This is a genomic window from Bradyrhizobium sp. LTSPM299 (assembly GCF_000938235.1).
Classification (GTDB): domain Bacteria; phylum Pseudomonadota; class Alphaproteobacteria; order Rhizobiales; family Xanthobacteraceae; genus Bradyrhizobium.
In genome coordinates, this window is sequence record NZ_JYMU01000006.1 from 631,971 (window position 1) to 644,644 (window position 12,674).

Consider the following 12,674-nt stretch of genomic DNA (forward strand, 5'->3'; position numbering starts at 1 on the left):
AGCACGTTTGCCGGAAAACGTGCGATGATCGGGCCGATGATCGGTCTCTGGATTCTGCGGAGCCGCCAATGATCGCCAAGCTCCTCGTGCAAAATACGTTGTTCGTCGTCGGCATGGCTGCGCTGCTGTTCGCAGCCTCCGGCACGCCGCACTGGGCTGGGGCGTGGGCGTACCTCGTCGCCTCGGCCGTGATAGGCCCGGCCACCGGCCTGTGGCTCGCCAGGACCGACCCCGGATTGCTCGCCGAACGCATGCGCTTCACCGCGCGCGAGGATCAGCCCCGCGACGATAAGTGGTTCATGCTGATGTTCGTGGCAGTGGCCGTGCTCTGGTTCGTCACGATGGGGCTCGACCGCCGGTTTGACGGCGGCATCGCCGGCGTACCACTGATCGTCGCAGGCCTTGCGATGTATCTGCTCTCGACTGTCCTGGTCATGTGGGTGTTCCGCACCAACTCGTTTGCGTCACCGGTCGTGAAGGTGCAGGCCGAGCGTCACCATCAGGTGATCGCGACCGGTCCCTACGCGCTGGTCCGCCATCCGATGTATGCGAGTATCATGCTGTTCTTTGTCGGCGTGCCGCTCATGCTCGGCTCATGGTGGGGCCTCGGCTTCGCGCCGCTGTTCTTCCTGATGTTCGCGTTCCGCACCCGCATCGAGGAGCGTACGCTGGCGGCAGGACTGCCCGGCTATGCCGACTACGCGGCGCGGGTGCGCTATCGTCTGGTGCCGGGGCTCTGGTGAGAGGGGCAAATCATGGCTGATGATCGAGCGCGCGGTGGTTACAAATCCAGCGCCTTGTAGCGCCGGAAGATCCCGTCCTCGTTGAACGGGATCCGCCGTTCGCTCGCCAGATACGCCTTGATGTTCGGCCGCTCGGCGACACGGTCGCGCAGCGCGATCAGCCGCGGAACCTTTTTCTCGAACGCCTGCATCCGCTTCGGAAACGCATAGCGTAGGCCTTCGAAGATCTGGAACAGCGACAGGTCGACATAAGTGAGACGGCGGCCGGTGACGAAGGCACCGCCATTGGCCTTCACCAGCCCCTCGAAATAACCGAGATATTTCGGCACGCGCGATGTCCAGAACTCCGCCGTGCGCTTCTTCGCCGGCACCTTCTGGTCCTCGTAATAGAGTGACGGCCCGAGCGGATGATGGGTGTCGTGAACCTCCACCACGAAATCGGTGATGGTGAGCTGGAGCTCGTGCAGCCACAGTTTTCCCGCTTCCGCCTTCGGCGCCAGGCCGTGGCGCGCGCCGAGATAGAGCAGGATGTTGGCGGTCTGGCCGATCACGAGTTGGCCTGCCTTCAGGAACGGCGGCGCAAATGGCGGCGTGTCCTTGTGCCCCTCCATCATCTTCATCATCGCGCCCGTTCCGCCCTTGCCGCGGGCAACATCGTCATAGCCGGCGCCGGCATCCTCCAGCGCGAGCCTGACATATTCGCCGCGGCCCTGGATCGAGGGCCAGTAATAGAGCTGATAGCGCATGGATGAGTCCCGGAGATCATTGACGATTGATATCGCCGCGCAATCTGCGGGGCGATATCACGGGCGTCAACGCACCAATCCGGGATCAGTTCGCCGCGAAACAATAAAGCAGGCCGTCGCCGCCGGTGCTCTTCAGATCGTTCTGGGAGCAGCCGCCGTCGGGGCCTCGCGAGGGATGCGACGCATTCCACGATTTGGACGCATCGTCGTCGCGCAGGCCGATGCGATCGGAATGGCCGAGCATCGCAGACCCCTGCGTGCTGCTCGTCCAGTTCTTGCAGGTGCGATCTTCGGCGGCGGCAAAGGCGGTGCCGTCCGCTTGCGAGCCGGTCAGCGCGTCGTGACGGTTCGGCGTATCGCCGCGGCCGTTGATCACCTCGCCCTTTTCCGAGAGCGCGGTCTGCTTGGTGAGATTGTTCGCCCCGCTGTGCAGATCGGCGACGTCCTTCGCGATCACGACGCCCTTTGCATTCTGCCACGGGCCCTTGCCGATGCGGTCGCGGGCATTGATCGCGGGCTTGCCGTCGGCCGCCTGCGTCGAGAGATAGGCGTGCCACGTCTTCGGCGCCCCAAAGCCCGCAGCCTGCGCCAGTTCCTGGCAATGATTGTCGGCACCGGCGAGCCCACCGAGATTGCCGCCATTGCCGATGCCGTTGCTGGTCACGAAGAAACTGGTATCGGCGGTCTGCGCCTGCGCCGGCAGCGCGGCCACGATGGCGAGCGCAAAAGCGGCGGAAACACTGATCCGGGCAACGATGGTCATCTTATCCTCCCGATGGTTGTTAGGGTTCTCCGACACCAACCCTCGGTATAGTCAGATATTCCAGTCCGGCGACGCGCAAGTGACCCCCGCAAAGCAAAAGCGCCGCGGGGTGAGCCGCGGCGCTTGCATCGTCATATCAGGCAACCCGTCAGTTGGTCTGCTGGATCGCCGAAAGCTCCCAGTTGCCGCCGCGCTGGCGCAGGAAGGTCCAGACCTCGGTGATCTCGGCCGGCTGTTCGCTGCCGTCGACCAGACGGCCGGTGCCGCGGTCGAGTGTGGTGTCGACCAGCGAGAACCGCATCGCCACCGTCGCATATTCGCTGTCGCCCTCGCGCCAGGCTTCCGCGAGGTCGCCTTGCAGCAGCTTCGTGCCCGTCACCTTGTTGATGACGTTACGCGCCTTGTTCTGCTCGAGGTCCTTCGAGAAGTACGACACCATTTCCGGCGTCGCGAGCGTGTGCAGCTTCGCGATGTCCTCGTTCGACCAGGCTGCCTGGATATCGCTGAGCAGCCGCTCGAACGCCTCATAATCGGCAGGCGCGATCTCGACCGGCGCCTCCGACGCGCCGCCGAGACCAAAGCCGAAGCCGGAGCGTTGGCTCGGCTGCGGGCCAACGCCGGAGGCGGGACCGCCGGCATAGGCCGCGGCCGGCGTATTGCGGCGCTGCCACCACGACATCGCAAGCCGCACCACCAGCACGATCAGGCCGATCTGCAGCACCAGGCCGAGGATCGACGACAGGCCGCCGAGACCTGAGAACAGACCGCCGCCGAACAGCATGCCGAACAGGCCGGCGCCGAGGAAGCCCGCGGCCAATCCACCGAGCAGGCCACGGCCCATGCCGCCACGGCCGAACAGGCCGCCCGAGTTCGCTGCGGCCGGCCCAGCCATCCCGGGGCTGCCGGGCTGGCTGAAGGTGCGGTTCATCGGTGCGACCGTTCCCGGCGCGGTGGCGGTTGAGGGCGGCGCGGAGAAGGTGCGCGAACCGCGCGAGCCGCCGCCGCTGACGCGGGCGTCAGCCGCCGAGATGGTCATCATGACGGGCAGCGCCAGTGCCATCGCGACGGCGACCGCCCGAACAATGCCACGCGTGCGTTGCGAGAAATTCATGTTGGTTTCCTCGAGAATATCCCCGGCTTGGGGAAACGAACCCCTAAGATGGGCAGGGTCGGGTAAAAGGGAAGCGGGAAACGGGAACCGCGGCTGCGGCCCTCCGTCGCGGCAATGTGACGATATGGTGCTTGGAGGCGGAAGCGCTACCTATTGCGCCGCGATGGTTTCCTTCACGGCCGCAACCAGCTGGGTCAACGTGAAGGGCTTTGGCAGGAAGGCGAATTGCTGGTTCTCGGGCAGGCTCTTCTCGAAGGCATCCTCAGCATAGCCCGAGACGAAGATGATCTTCAGCTCCGGATTGCGGATGCGCATTTCCTTGAGCAGGGTCGGGCCGTCCATCTCCGGCATCACCACGTCGGAGACCACGAGATCGACCGCGCCCTGTCTTTCCTCCAGCGCCTCGATCGCCTCGACGCCGTTGGCGGCCTCGATCACGCTGTAGCCGCGCGAGCGCAAGCCGCGCGCGTTCAGCGAGCGCAGGCCGTCCTCGTCCTCGACCAGCAGGATGGTGCCCTGCCCGGTGAGGTCGGGCTTCGGCTTCGCCGCGTCGGTGGCGGCAGCGGTCTCCTTCGCGGCGCCGTTGCCGGCCTGCGCCTCCGGCGCAACCTCCTGCTCCGGGCGATGCCGCGGCAGGAAAATGCGGAACGTGGTGCCTTGGCCTGGCGCGGAATCGACATAGACGAAGCCGCCGGTCTGCTTGACGATGCCGTAGACCGTGGAGAGGCCGAGGCCGGTGCCCTTGCCGACCTCCTTGGTCGAGAAGAACGGCTCGAAGATCTTGTCGACGATATCCGCCGGGATGCCGGTGCCGGTATCCGATATCTCGATCTTGACATAGTCCGCCGCCGGCATGCCCTTGTTGGCGAGCTGCGCGGCCTGTTCGGTTGGCACATTCGAGGTGCGGATGATCAGCTTGCCGCCGTCGGGCATCGCGTCGCGCGCGTTCACCGCAAGGTTGACGACGACCTGCTCGAACTGCGAAACGTCGACCTTGATCGGCCACAGGTCGCGGCCGTGCACGAGGTCGAGCTTGACCTTTTCGCCGATCAGCCGGCGCAGCAGCATGGTGAGATCAGAGAGCGCGTCGCCGAGATCGAGCACCTGCGGCCGCAGCGTCTGGCGACGCGAGAACGCAAGCAGCTGCCGCACCAGCGTCGCGGCGCGGGTCGCATTCTGCTTGATCTGCATGATGTCCTGGAACGACGGGTCGGTCGGCTTGTGCGCGTTCAGCAGGAAATCGTTCGCCATCATGATGGCCGAGAGCACGTTGTTGAAGTCGTGCGCGATACCGCCGGCGAGCTGGCCGACCATCTCCATCTTCTGCGACTGGTTGATCTGGTTTTCCAGCGCGCGCCGCTCGGTGGTCTCCAGCATATAGACGATCGCAGTCTCGGCGTCGCGCTCGTCCTTCTCGACGAGGGTGACGAAGAACTGGGCGGAGCGCTCCTTGGGCCCGTCGAGCATCACCTCGACCGGCGCGATGTCGCCCTGCCCTTCCGCGGCCTGGTTGATCGCCGCGATCAAGAGGCCGCGGTCGCGCGGATTGACCGCACGGAAGATCGACTTGGCGGCGCCGCCTTCGCCGTTCAGGCTCTGTGCGAGCTTGGCATAGCGGGCGTTGGCGCCGACCACGTTGCCGCCGCGGTCGACGGTGGCGATCGCCATCGGGGTGTGGTCGAAGAACCGCATGAAGCGCACTTCGGCGGCGCGTTCGGGATCGGAACGCTCGTCGCGCGCCCTGCTGATCACCAGCGTGCGCGAGGCCCCCGCGGCGCCATCGGCGCCGAAGGCGAGCTTGTGATAGAGCCGCACCGGCAAGGTCTTGCCGCCGCGCATGCGCAGGTCGATGTCGAACACCTCGGTCTTGACCTCGCCCGGCACCGGCACAATCGAGGTCAGCAGCGATGCGCCATCGCCGGAGACGATGTCGGTCAGCTTCAATCCGCCCGAGCCGATCTCGGCGAGGTCATAGTCGAGCCAGTTGGCCAGCGTCGCGTTGACGTAGGCGATCTCGCCGGCCGGATTGACCGAGAAGAAACCGCAGGGCGCGTGGTCGAGATATTCGATCGCGTGTTGCAGCTCCTGGAACACGTCCTCCTGGCGCTCGCGATCCCGGGTGATATCGGCAACCGACCACACCGAATATCTCGCTTCGCGTTTGGTCTGGCCGAGCGGCCGCACCCGAAGCCGCAGCCAGCGGCCCTGATCGCCGTCATGGCCGGCGATGCGGACCTCCTCCTGCTGCCGCTTGCCCTCGCGCGCCGCCTTCAGCAGGCGGAACACGGCTTCGGAGACATCCGGGTTGCCGATGAAGACGCGCTCGACGGGACGGACGTCCTGCGGTGAGGCCGCGCCGGTCAGCGTGAGATAGGCGGCATTGGAATAGACCACATGGCCGCGCGAGTCGGTCACCGCGAGCCCGTCATGGGCATGGTCGGCGATCCGCCCCATGACGGGATCGTCGGAGGCGCGGTCGGAGAAGCGGATGATGCCGGCGGCGAAGGCGAACAGGTTGAACAGCCCGACCGTGGCCAGCAGCGCCAGCACGCCGAGGATATAGGGCTGCGCCTGGCTGCGGCCGATGGTCATAAGCCAGACCGCGACCGCGACGATGCCTGCTGCGATCAAGAGCACCAGCACGATGCTGCCGCCGCGCCGCACCGGTCCGTGAGCCACGAACGGCTCGGTCGCGGGATGATCGTTGGTTTCGGCGGTCATCTGGAGGGACATGGCTCGTCGGCATCGCTGGGGCGCCCGGACCGGCCGCCCACCCCTGAGTGCCTGAATCGGACCCGAAAACGCAAGTCCATCAGGACGCAAATTTGCAAGTTACGGGCATTTCAAGCGGATATCTGTCCTGTTTTCACGACCGCAGCCCGGACAGCCCGCGCTTCAGCTTCATCACGTAACCGATGATTTCGGCAACTGCATGATAGTGCTCGACCGGGATCTCCTGGTCGATTTCGACGGTGGCATAGAGGGCGCGGGCCAGCGGCACGTTCTCCACGATCGGAATGTCGTGCTGCTTGGCGATGTCCCTGATCCTGAAGGCGACATTGTCGACGCCCTTGGCGACGCAGATCGGCGCCGACATGTTGCCCCGATCATAGTGCAGAGCCACCGAGAAGTGGGTCGGGTTGGTGATGATCACCGAGGCCTTGGGAACCTGGGCCATCATGCGCTTCCTGGCGCGCTGGGCCCGCATCTGCCTGATCTTGCCCTTGATATGCGGATCGCCTTCGGACTGCTTGAACTCGTCCTTGATCTCCTGCAGCGACATCTTGTGCCGCTCGTACCAAGTCTGATACTGGAAGAAAAAATCGCCGATCGCAACCACCGCCAATACGGCCACGACTGCGCCCAGCAGTTGCACGGTCAAGCTGGTGATGGCAGGCAGCAGTTCGGCCGGGTCGACGCGCATGAAGGCTTCCATGCGAAGGCGCTCGGGCCACAGCACCGCGACCATGACGGCGCCGAGCGCGATCAGCTTGAACAGGCCTTTCAGGAAGTTCGCCGCCGCCTGCTTGCCGAACAGCCGCTTGAAGCCGGCGGCCGGCGAGATCTTGGAGAATTTCGGTTTCAGATTCTCTCCCGACCACACCAGGCGGTGCTGGATCATGTTGCCCGCGATCGCGGCCAGCGCCAGCATCAGGAACGGGACGCCGATCGCGGCAACCACGGCATAGCCGAGCGTCCGGGTCAGATCGAGGAGCCCGGCGCCGTCGGTGTGGATCATCCATGAATTGGCGAGCAAGTTCCGCAGCGGCATCAGGATGCCCCCGCCGATCGAGCTGGAAAACGTCGACAGCACCAGCGTGGCGCCGGCGATCATGAACCAGGTATTGACCTCCTGGCTCTTGGCGACATCACCCTTGTCATGTGCCTCGTCGAGACGTTTTTGCGTAGGGTCTTCTGTTTTGTCGTCGCTATCGTCAGCCATGGTCGCTCCTGCCCGCTAGTTCATTGGAGCAAGCTGGCGCATGACGCCGATGAAGTAATCGAGATAGGTGCCCATCATCGCGGCAAGCACGACACCGAAGATCAGGAAACCGGCCAAGATAGTGAGCGGCACGCCGACGAAGAAGACCTGCATCTGCGGCATCAGGCGCGCCAGCACGCCGAGCCCGATATTGAAGACGAGGCCGAACACCAGGAACGGTGCCGACAGCTGCAAGCCGATCTTGAAGGCGGCGGCGAACGCGCTGGTCGCAAGCGAGGCGACATCGCCGGTCGGCATCACCTCGCCCGGCGAGAAGATGCGGTAGCTCTCGCTGATCGCCGCGATGACGAGATAATGGCTGTCGGTGGCGAACAGCAGCGTAATGCCGAGCATGGTGAGGAAGTTGCCCATGATCTGGCCCTGCTGACCCTGGGTCGGATCAACGGCGGTGACGAAGCCGAGGCCGAGCTGCTGGGCGATCACGGAGCCGGCGACCGTCAGCGCCGACAGCGTCACGCGCGCGGTCGCGCCGAGCACGATTCCGATGACGAGCTCATGCAGCATCAGCACAATGAGCGAGGCCATCGACGTCAGGTCGACATGATAGGCGTTGCGATGCAGCGGCAGCATGATGAGCGTCAGCAGCAGCGCGATCGAAAGCTTCACCCGGGTCGGGATATTGGACTCGCCGAAACCGGGCAACAGCATCACCATCGCGCCCACGCGCGCGAACACCAGCATGAAGGTTGCGGCCAGCGCCGGCAGCAGGGAGACGTCGATGCGCATGACCGGGACATTACTGCATCAACCGCCGATGATTCGCGACGAAATCCGCATCATGTGGGCGCTCAGCTGGTCCGCCATGAACGGCAACGACAGCAGCAATGTGACGAAGATCGCGAGAATCTTCGGCACGGCGACCAGGGTCTGCTCCTGAATCTGCGTCAGTGCCTGGAACAGCGAGACCACCACGCCGACCACGAGGCCGACCACCAGCATGGGCGACGACACCACCACAATGGTCCAGATCGCATCACGCGCCACGTCGAGAGTTTCAGGGCCGGTCATTGTTGTTCTCGCTTTCGGTTAAGTTCGTCATTCCGGGGCTCGCGAAGCGAGAGCCTCAGATGCGCAATTGCGCATCGGGGAATCTCGAGATCCCGGGTTCGATGCTTCGCATCGCCCCGGGATGACGTCGCAAGCGACGTCAGATCGACATCTTCATGATGTCTTCGTAGGCCTGGATCACGCGGTCGCGGACCGAGACCAGCGTCGACACCGCGACGTCGGTTTCCGCAACCGCCGTCACCACGTCCATCACATTCCCCTTGCCCGAGGCCATCGCCATGGTTTGCGTATCGGACTTCTGGCCGGTCTCCATCACGCTGCCGACGGCATCCTTGACGAGCGCGCTGAACGACGGGCCGCCCGCGCCGGCCGTGGCCTGGCCGGCCTTCTCGGCTCCGCCCCGCTCCATCATCTTGGCGAGGCTGGCATATGCGTTGGCGGCGACTGTCGGTGAGGCCATGATTTACGATCCCTGCGTTGTTCTGTTGTGTCAGGATTTGAGGATGTCGAGCGTGCGCTGGATCATCCGCCGCGTCGCGCTGATGATGTTGAGGTTCGCCTCATAGGAGCGCTGGGCATCCCGCATGTCGGTCATTTCGACGATTGAATTGACGTTGGGGTATTTGACGTTACCGGCGGCGTCCGCCGCCGGATTGCCCGGCTCGTGCTTGATGGTGAACGCCGTCCGGTCGGGGCGCACCTTGCCGAGCGACACCGTCTGGGCGCCGAGCGTGCGATCGAGCGCCGATGAGAAGGTCGGCACCTTCCGGCGGTAGGGATCGCCGCCCGCTGTCTGCGCGGTCGAATCCGCGTTGGCGATGTTCTCCGAGATCACCCGCATGCGGCCCGATTGCGCGCGCAGGCCCGATGTCGCGATGCTCATCGAGCGGGTGAAGTCGCTGATCTCGTCTGCCATGCTGTCCTCCTGCCGCCCCTACGCGGCCTAGCCCTTGCCGATCGCGGTCTTCAAGAGATGCAGGCTCTTGCTGTAGAGCGAGGTGACCGCCGCGTAGTCCATCTGGTTGGCGGACACTTTCAGCATCTGGTCTTCGAGATTGACCGCGTTGCCGGCCGGCCGGGTCTGGAAACCGCTCTTGCCGCGGTCATTGTCGAAGGTCTCGGGGGCGCCCGAGGCCGTCATGTGGGTGCCAATGGTCTGCATCATCGCCAGTGATCCGACGCCGCCGCCGGTCGTGGAGCCGGCTCGGTCGAATGTCGGTTCGACCAGATCGCGCGGCCGGAAGTTCGGCGTGTCGGAATTGGCGACGTTCTCGGAGAGCACCCGCTGGCGTTCCTGGTGCCACTGCATCTTGGTGCGCAGCGCCGACAGGATCGGTAGATCGTTCATGGCCATGGGCGCCACTCCGTTAACCTCTTGGACAACCCCTTGGCCCTCCCGAGGTAGGCAGAATTTGCCCGGTGCATGGTTAACAGCTGGTTAAAATGCGGATATCAGCCGCGGAGAACGCCACAACCGTGGCTCGCAAGCGCATTTTCGCCATGAAAGCTGCGTTAACCAGCGCGGACCAAGGCAGCGTGGGGCGCTGAGAAGTCGTTTTGGGACAGGCGATTCTTGGTCTATTAATAGGACGCTCGGCTGTAAGCCGTGGGGAATTAAGCAATATGGCGAGTCTCGGGCGCGATTCGCTGCGCGATCCGTGATCAGTCTGCGCTCGCTGACGGCGGAAGCTGAGGAAGGCCACCATGGCCGGGGACTCCAGTATGCAGGCACCACTTACATTCATCCTCGCGTTCGTCGTCGTGCTGGTGCTGATCGGCGTCGCCGCGTGGCTGGTCCGCCGCTTCGGCAGCAACCGTCTTGGCGCCAACGCCAATCGCGGGCGGATGCCGCGGCTCGCGGTGATCGACGCTGCCGCCGTCGACGGCCGGCGCCGCCTCGTGCTGGTCCGCCGCGACAATGTCGAGCATCTCCTGATGATCGGCGGGCCCAGCGACATCGTCGTGGAACCCAACATCGTCCGCGCCGCGCCCGGCCGCGATCAGATGTCGACCCGGCCGGCGGTTGCCGCCGACGCGGCGCCGCCACGGGTCGCGCCCCTCCCCGACGCGGCCTGGGATGGCGACAGCGCCCGCGACATATTCGATCATCCCGAACCGCAACTGCCGGAGCCGCCGCAGCGTCCGGCCCGCCCGGCCTTTGCCGACGAGGTCCGCCGGCCCGCAGCCGCAGCAGAGCGCCGCAACGATCCGCTCGCCGGATTCACGCCCGATTTGATCGGGAGTAGGCCCGAGCGCGGCGAACCACCGCGCCCCGATCCGATGCCGCCGCGCTTGCCGCGCGCCGAGCCCGCAATGCCCCGTCCACCGCGCGCCGCTGAGCCGCCGAAGGCGCCGCCGCCGCTGCGTGCGCCCGAGCGTGCCGTGGCACCGCCACCGCCGCCTGCTCCGCCGCCACCCGCCGCGGCTCCGACACCGCCGGCCCCCCCGGCTCCGCCAACCGTATCGAACGCCGACGCCAATCTCGCCGAGATGGCGCAACGGCTTGAAGCCGCATTGCGCCGTCCGTCCGCTGGTGGCGACGCCCTTGCGCCGCCGGTCGCACCCGAAGCACCGGTCATCCGTCCGGCCCGCAGCGAACCGCCAGCGCCCGCTCCGCAGAAGAGCGGGTTCGAAAATCTCGAAGACGAGATGGCGTCCCTGCTCGGCCGACCGAAGACCCCTTCGTGAGGTCCGGGACAGTCCCGCGTAGAGTTTTTTTCATCGCTGTTCTGATTGCCGCCGGATCGCTCGCCGATCCGGCGGTCGCACAGGATATCAGCATCAATCTCGGCGGCGGTAATGGCGGCGTCACCGAGCGCGCGATCCAGCTGATCGCGCTGCTTACGGTGCTCTCGATCGCACCGTCGGTCCTGATCATGATGACGTCGTTCACGCGCATCGTGGTCGTGCTGTCGCTGCTGCGCACCGCACTCGGCACCGCGACCGCGCCGCCGAACTCGGTGATGATTGCGCTCGCGATGTTCCTCACCGCCTTCGTGATGGGGCCGGTGCTGCAGAAATCCTATGACGACGGCATCAAGCCCTTGGTCGCCAACCAGATCGGCGTCGAGGAAGCCCTGCAACGCGCCTCCGGACCCTTGCGCGGCTTCATGCAGAAGAACGTGCGCGAGAAGGACCTGAAGCTGTTCATGGACCTCTCCGGCGAGGCGCCGCCGGCGACGCCGGAGGAGATGTCGCTGCGCATCTTGGTGCCGGCCTTCATGATCTCCGAGCTGAGGCGCGCCTTCGAGATCGGATTCCTGCTGTTCCTGCCGTTCCTGATCATCGACCTCGTGGTCGCCTCGGTCCTGATGTCGATGGGCATGATGATGCTGCCGCCAGTCGTGGTCTCGCTGCCCTTCAAGCTGATCTTCTTCGTGCTGGTCGACGGCTGGTCGCTGGTCGCCGGCAGCCTGGTGCAGAGCTACGGGGGGTAGACTGGCCAACTTGCGCCCAAATTGGGCGCATGATAAATTCTGGTCATGCGCGTGATCGCCCGACGTACTTTGCGAGAGTTTGTCGAGCGGCGCAGGCGCCACAAGGACCATGCGGCGCTAAAGGCAGCCTTGGATGCATGGTTCGACGAAGTCAAAAAGGCTCGGTGGACCAGCACGGCGGATGTAAGACGCAGCTACGCGACGGCAAGCATCGTTTCAGCAGACCAGATCGTCTTTAACATCAAGGGAAACGACTATCGATTGGTGGCAGCCGCCGACTTCGAGAAAGGCATCGTGTGGATCAAGTGGATCGGCACGCACAAGGACTACGACAAGATCGACGTGAAAGAGGTGCGACATGGCGGCTGAGGTCAAACCAATCCGGACTGAGCTGGACCATGAGGCCGCGCTCAAGGAGGTCGAGCGTTTGTGGGGTGCCAAGGCAGGAACGCGCGACGGCGACAGGCTCGATGTGCTCGCGACGCTGATCGATGCCTATGAGGCTCAGCACTACCCGATGGACCCTCCGGACCCGATCGAGGCGATCAAATTTCGAATGGAACAGCAAGGACTGACGCGGCGGGATTTGGAGGAGATCATCGGCACGCGCACTCGCATCGCCGAAGTATTGAACCGAAAGCGAGGACTTTCGGTCGGGATGATCCGACGCTTGCATGAGCACCTCGGCATTTCTGCGGACGTGCTGATCCGCCCCACCCGGAAGACCGCGGCCTGAGTGAGGTCGCCGGCAGCCTGGTGCAGGGTTACGGGGGGTAGCCCCCCGTAACATTCATAGCCTGGTCGCTGGATCGGCCGCCGCATTCGACTATCATGCGCGGCATCGCATCCTCCGGATCCACGCC

General features: G+C 64.9%; 15 protein-coding genes. 5 read left to right on the forward strand and 10 right to left on the reverse strand.

The genetic code is table 11. The features are described from left to right. Positions 1-68 precede the first annotated feature (68 nt). Positions 69-743 carry a methyltransferase family protein gene (locus UP10_RS04205; protein WP_044586067.1) on the forward strand — a complete coding sequence of 225 codons (675 nt, stop codon included), beginning with the start codon at positions 69-71 and terminating at the stop codon, positions 741-743. A gap of 38 nt (positions 744-781) precedes the next feature. Here UP10_RS04205 and UP10_RS04210 read toward each other — a convergent pair whose 3' ends face one another. From UP10_RS04210 to flgB, 10 genes are all read right to left on the reverse strand, one after another. After that, on the reverse strand, positions 782-1,489 hold the full coding sequence (locus tag UP10_RS04210; RefSeq protein ID WP_044586068.1) for a glutathione S-transferase: 708 nt from the start codon (positions 1,487-1,489) through the stop codon (positions 782-784). 85 nt (positions 1,490-1,574) lie between these two features. After that, complete coding sequence (locus UP10_RS04215; RefSeq protein ID WP_044586069.1) at positions 1,575-2,252, reverse strand: hypothetical protein; 678 nt, start codon at positions 2,250-2,252, stop codon at positions 1,575-1,577. A 148-nt stretch (positions 2,253-2,400) separates the two neighbouring features. Further along, a complete protein-coding gene (locus UP10_RS04220) occupies positions 2,401-3,363 on the reverse strand; it encodes a Tim44 domain-containing protein (protein ID WP_044586070.1) in 963 nt (320 codons plus the stop codon). Between the two features lie 150 nt (positions 3,364-3,513). Then, positions 3,514-6,084, reverse strand: a complete 2,571-nt coding sequence (gene cckA, locus UP10_RS04225; protein ID WP_044586188.1) for a cell cycle histidine kinase CckA — start codon at positions 6,082-6,084, stop codon at positions 3,514-3,516. Positions 6,085-6,229: 145 nt separating this feature from the next. Further along, positions 6,230-7,306 (reverse strand): flagellar biosynthesis protein FlhB, encoded by a 1,077-nt coding sequence (gene flhB, locus UP10_RS04230; protein WP_044586071.1) that lies wholly within the window; start codon positions 7,304-7,306, stop codon positions 6,230-6,232. A 15-nt stretch (positions 7,307-7,321) separates the two neighbouring features. Then, positions 7,322-8,092: a flagellar biosynthetic protein FliR gene (gene fliR / locus UP10_RS04235; RefSeq protein WP_044586072.1), complete on the reverse strand. Its 771-nt coding sequence runs from the start codon at positions 8,090-8,092 to the stop codon at positions 7,322-7,324. Positions 8,093-8,110: 18 nt separating this feature from the next. Further along, a complete protein-coding gene (gene fliQ, locus UP10_RS04240) occupies positions 8,111-8,374 on the reverse strand; it encodes a flagellar biosynthesis protein FliQ (RefSeq protein ID WP_044541581.1) in 264 nt (87 codons plus the stop codon). A 139-nt stretch (positions 8,375-8,513) separates the two neighbouring features. Next, entirely contained in the window at positions 8,514-8,834 is a 321-nt protein-coding gene (gene fliE / locus UP10_RS04245) for a flagellar hook-basal body complex protein FliE (protein ID WP_044541582.1), read from the reverse strand. 30 nt (positions 8,835-8,864) lie between these two features. Beyond that, positions 8,865-9,290 carry a flagellar basal body rod protein FlgC gene (gene flgC, locus UP10_RS04250; protein WP_044541583.1) on the reverse strand — a complete coding sequence of 142 codons (426 nt, stop codon included), beginning with the start codon at positions 9,288-9,290 and terminating at the stop codon, positions 8,865-8,867. A gap of 27 nt (positions 9,291-9,317) precedes the next feature. Then, the gene (flgB, locus tag UP10_RS04255; protein WP_044586073.1) at positions 9,318-9,728 is read right to left on the reverse strand and encodes a flagellar basal body rod protein FlgB; all 411 of its coding nucleotides are present in this window, start codon (positions 9,726-9,728) and stop codon (positions 9,318-9,320) included. Between the two features lie 368 nt (positions 9,729-10,096). Between flgB and UP10_RS04260 the strand changes: the two genes are divergently transcribed. Genes UP10_RS04260 through UP10_RS04275 form a run of 4 tightly spaced genes read left to right on the forward strand, consistent with a single transcriptional unit; the run spans position 10,097 to position 12,547 of the window. Further along, positions 10,097-11,062, forward strand: a complete 966-nt coding sequence (locus UP10_RS04260) for a flagellar biosynthetic protein FliO (protein WP_044586074.1) — start codon at positions 10,097-10,099, stop codon at positions 11,060-11,062. Next, positions 11,059-11,811, forward strand: a complete 753-nt coding sequence (gene fliP / locus UP10_RS04265; RefSeq protein WP_044586075.1) for a flagellar type III secretion system pore protein FliP — start codon at positions 11,059-11,061, stop codon at positions 11,809-11,811. The genes UP10_RS04260 and fliP overlap by 4 nt, the downstream gene beginning before the upstream one ends. 45 nt (positions 11,812-11,856) lie before the next feature. Continuing rightward, the gene (locus tag UP10_RS04270; RefSeq protein WP_044586076.1) at positions 11,857-12,180 is read left to right on the forward strand and encodes a type II toxin-antitoxin system HigB family toxin; all 324 of its coding nucleotides are present in this window, start codon (positions 11,857-11,859) and stop codon (positions 12,178-12,180) included. Continuing rightward, entirely contained in the window at positions 12,170-12,547 is a 378-nt protein-coding gene (locus UP10_RS04275; RefSeq protein WP_044586077.1) for a helix-turn-helix domain-containing protein, read from the forward strand. Before UP10_RS04270 ends, UP10_RS04275 begins: the two co-directional genes overlap by 11 nt. Positions 12,548-12,674: the final 127 nt, after the last annotated feature.

What these genes read in the sequence shown, in the direction of transcription:
- UP10_RS04205 (WP_044586067.1), top strand. Translation starts at nt 69, where the DNA reads ATGATCGCCAAGCTCCTCGTGCAAAATACGTTGTTCGTCGTCGGCATG.
- UP10_RS04210 (WP_044586068.1), bottom strand. Translation starts at nt 1,489, where the DNA reads ATGCGCTATCAGCTCTATTACTGGCCCTCGATCCAGGGCCGCGGCGAA.
- UP10_RS04215 (WP_044586069.1), bottom strand. Translation starts at nt 2,252, where the DNA reads ATGACCATCGTTGCCCGGATCAGTGTTTCCGCCGCTTTTGCGCTCGCC.
- UP10_RS04220 (WP_044586070.1), bottom strand. Translation starts at nt 3,363, where the DNA reads ATGAATTTCTCGCAACGCACGCGTGGCATTGTTCGGGCGGTCGCCGTC.
- cckA (WP_044586188.1), bottom strand. Translation starts at nt 6,084, where the DNA reads ATGACCGCCGAAACCAACGATCATCCCGCGACCGAGCCGTTCGTGGCT.
- flhB (WP_044586071.1), bottom strand. Translation starts at nt 7,306, where the DNA reads ATGGCTGACGATAGCGACGACAAAACAGAAGACCCTACGCAAAAACGT.
- fliR (WP_044586072.1), bottom strand. Translation starts at nt 8,092, where the DNA reads ATGCGCATCGACGTCTCCCTGCTGCCGGCGCTGGCCGCAACCTTCATG.
- fliQ (WP_044541581.1), bottom strand. Translation starts at nt 8,374, where the DNA reads ATGACCGGCCCTGAAACTCTCGACGTGGCGCGTGATGCGATCTGGACC.
- fliE (WP_044541582.1), bottom strand. Translation starts at nt 8,834, where the DNA reads ATGGCCTCACCGACAGTCGCCGCCAACGCATATGCCAGCCTCGCCAAG.
- flgC (WP_044541583.1), bottom strand. Translation starts at nt 9,290, where the DNA reads ATGGCAGACGAGATCAGCGACTTCACCCGCTCGATGAGCATCGCGACA.
- flgB (WP_044586073.1), bottom strand. Translation starts at nt 9,728, where the DNA reads ATGGCCATGAACGATCTACCGATCCTGTCGGCGCTGCGCACCAAGATG.
- UP10_RS04260 (WP_044586074.1), top strand. Translation starts at nt 10,097, where the DNA reads ATGCAGGCACCACTTACATTCATCCTCGCGTTCGTCGTCGTGCTGGTG.
- UP10_RS04270 (WP_044586076.1), top strand. Translation starts at nt 11,857, where the DNA reads ATGCGCGTGATCGCCCGACGTACTTTGCGAGAGTTTGTCGAGCGGCGC.
- UP10_RS04275 (WP_044586077.1), top strand. Translation starts at nt 12,170, where the DNA reads ATGGCGGCTGAGGTCAAACCAATCCGGACTGAGCTGGACCATGAGGCC.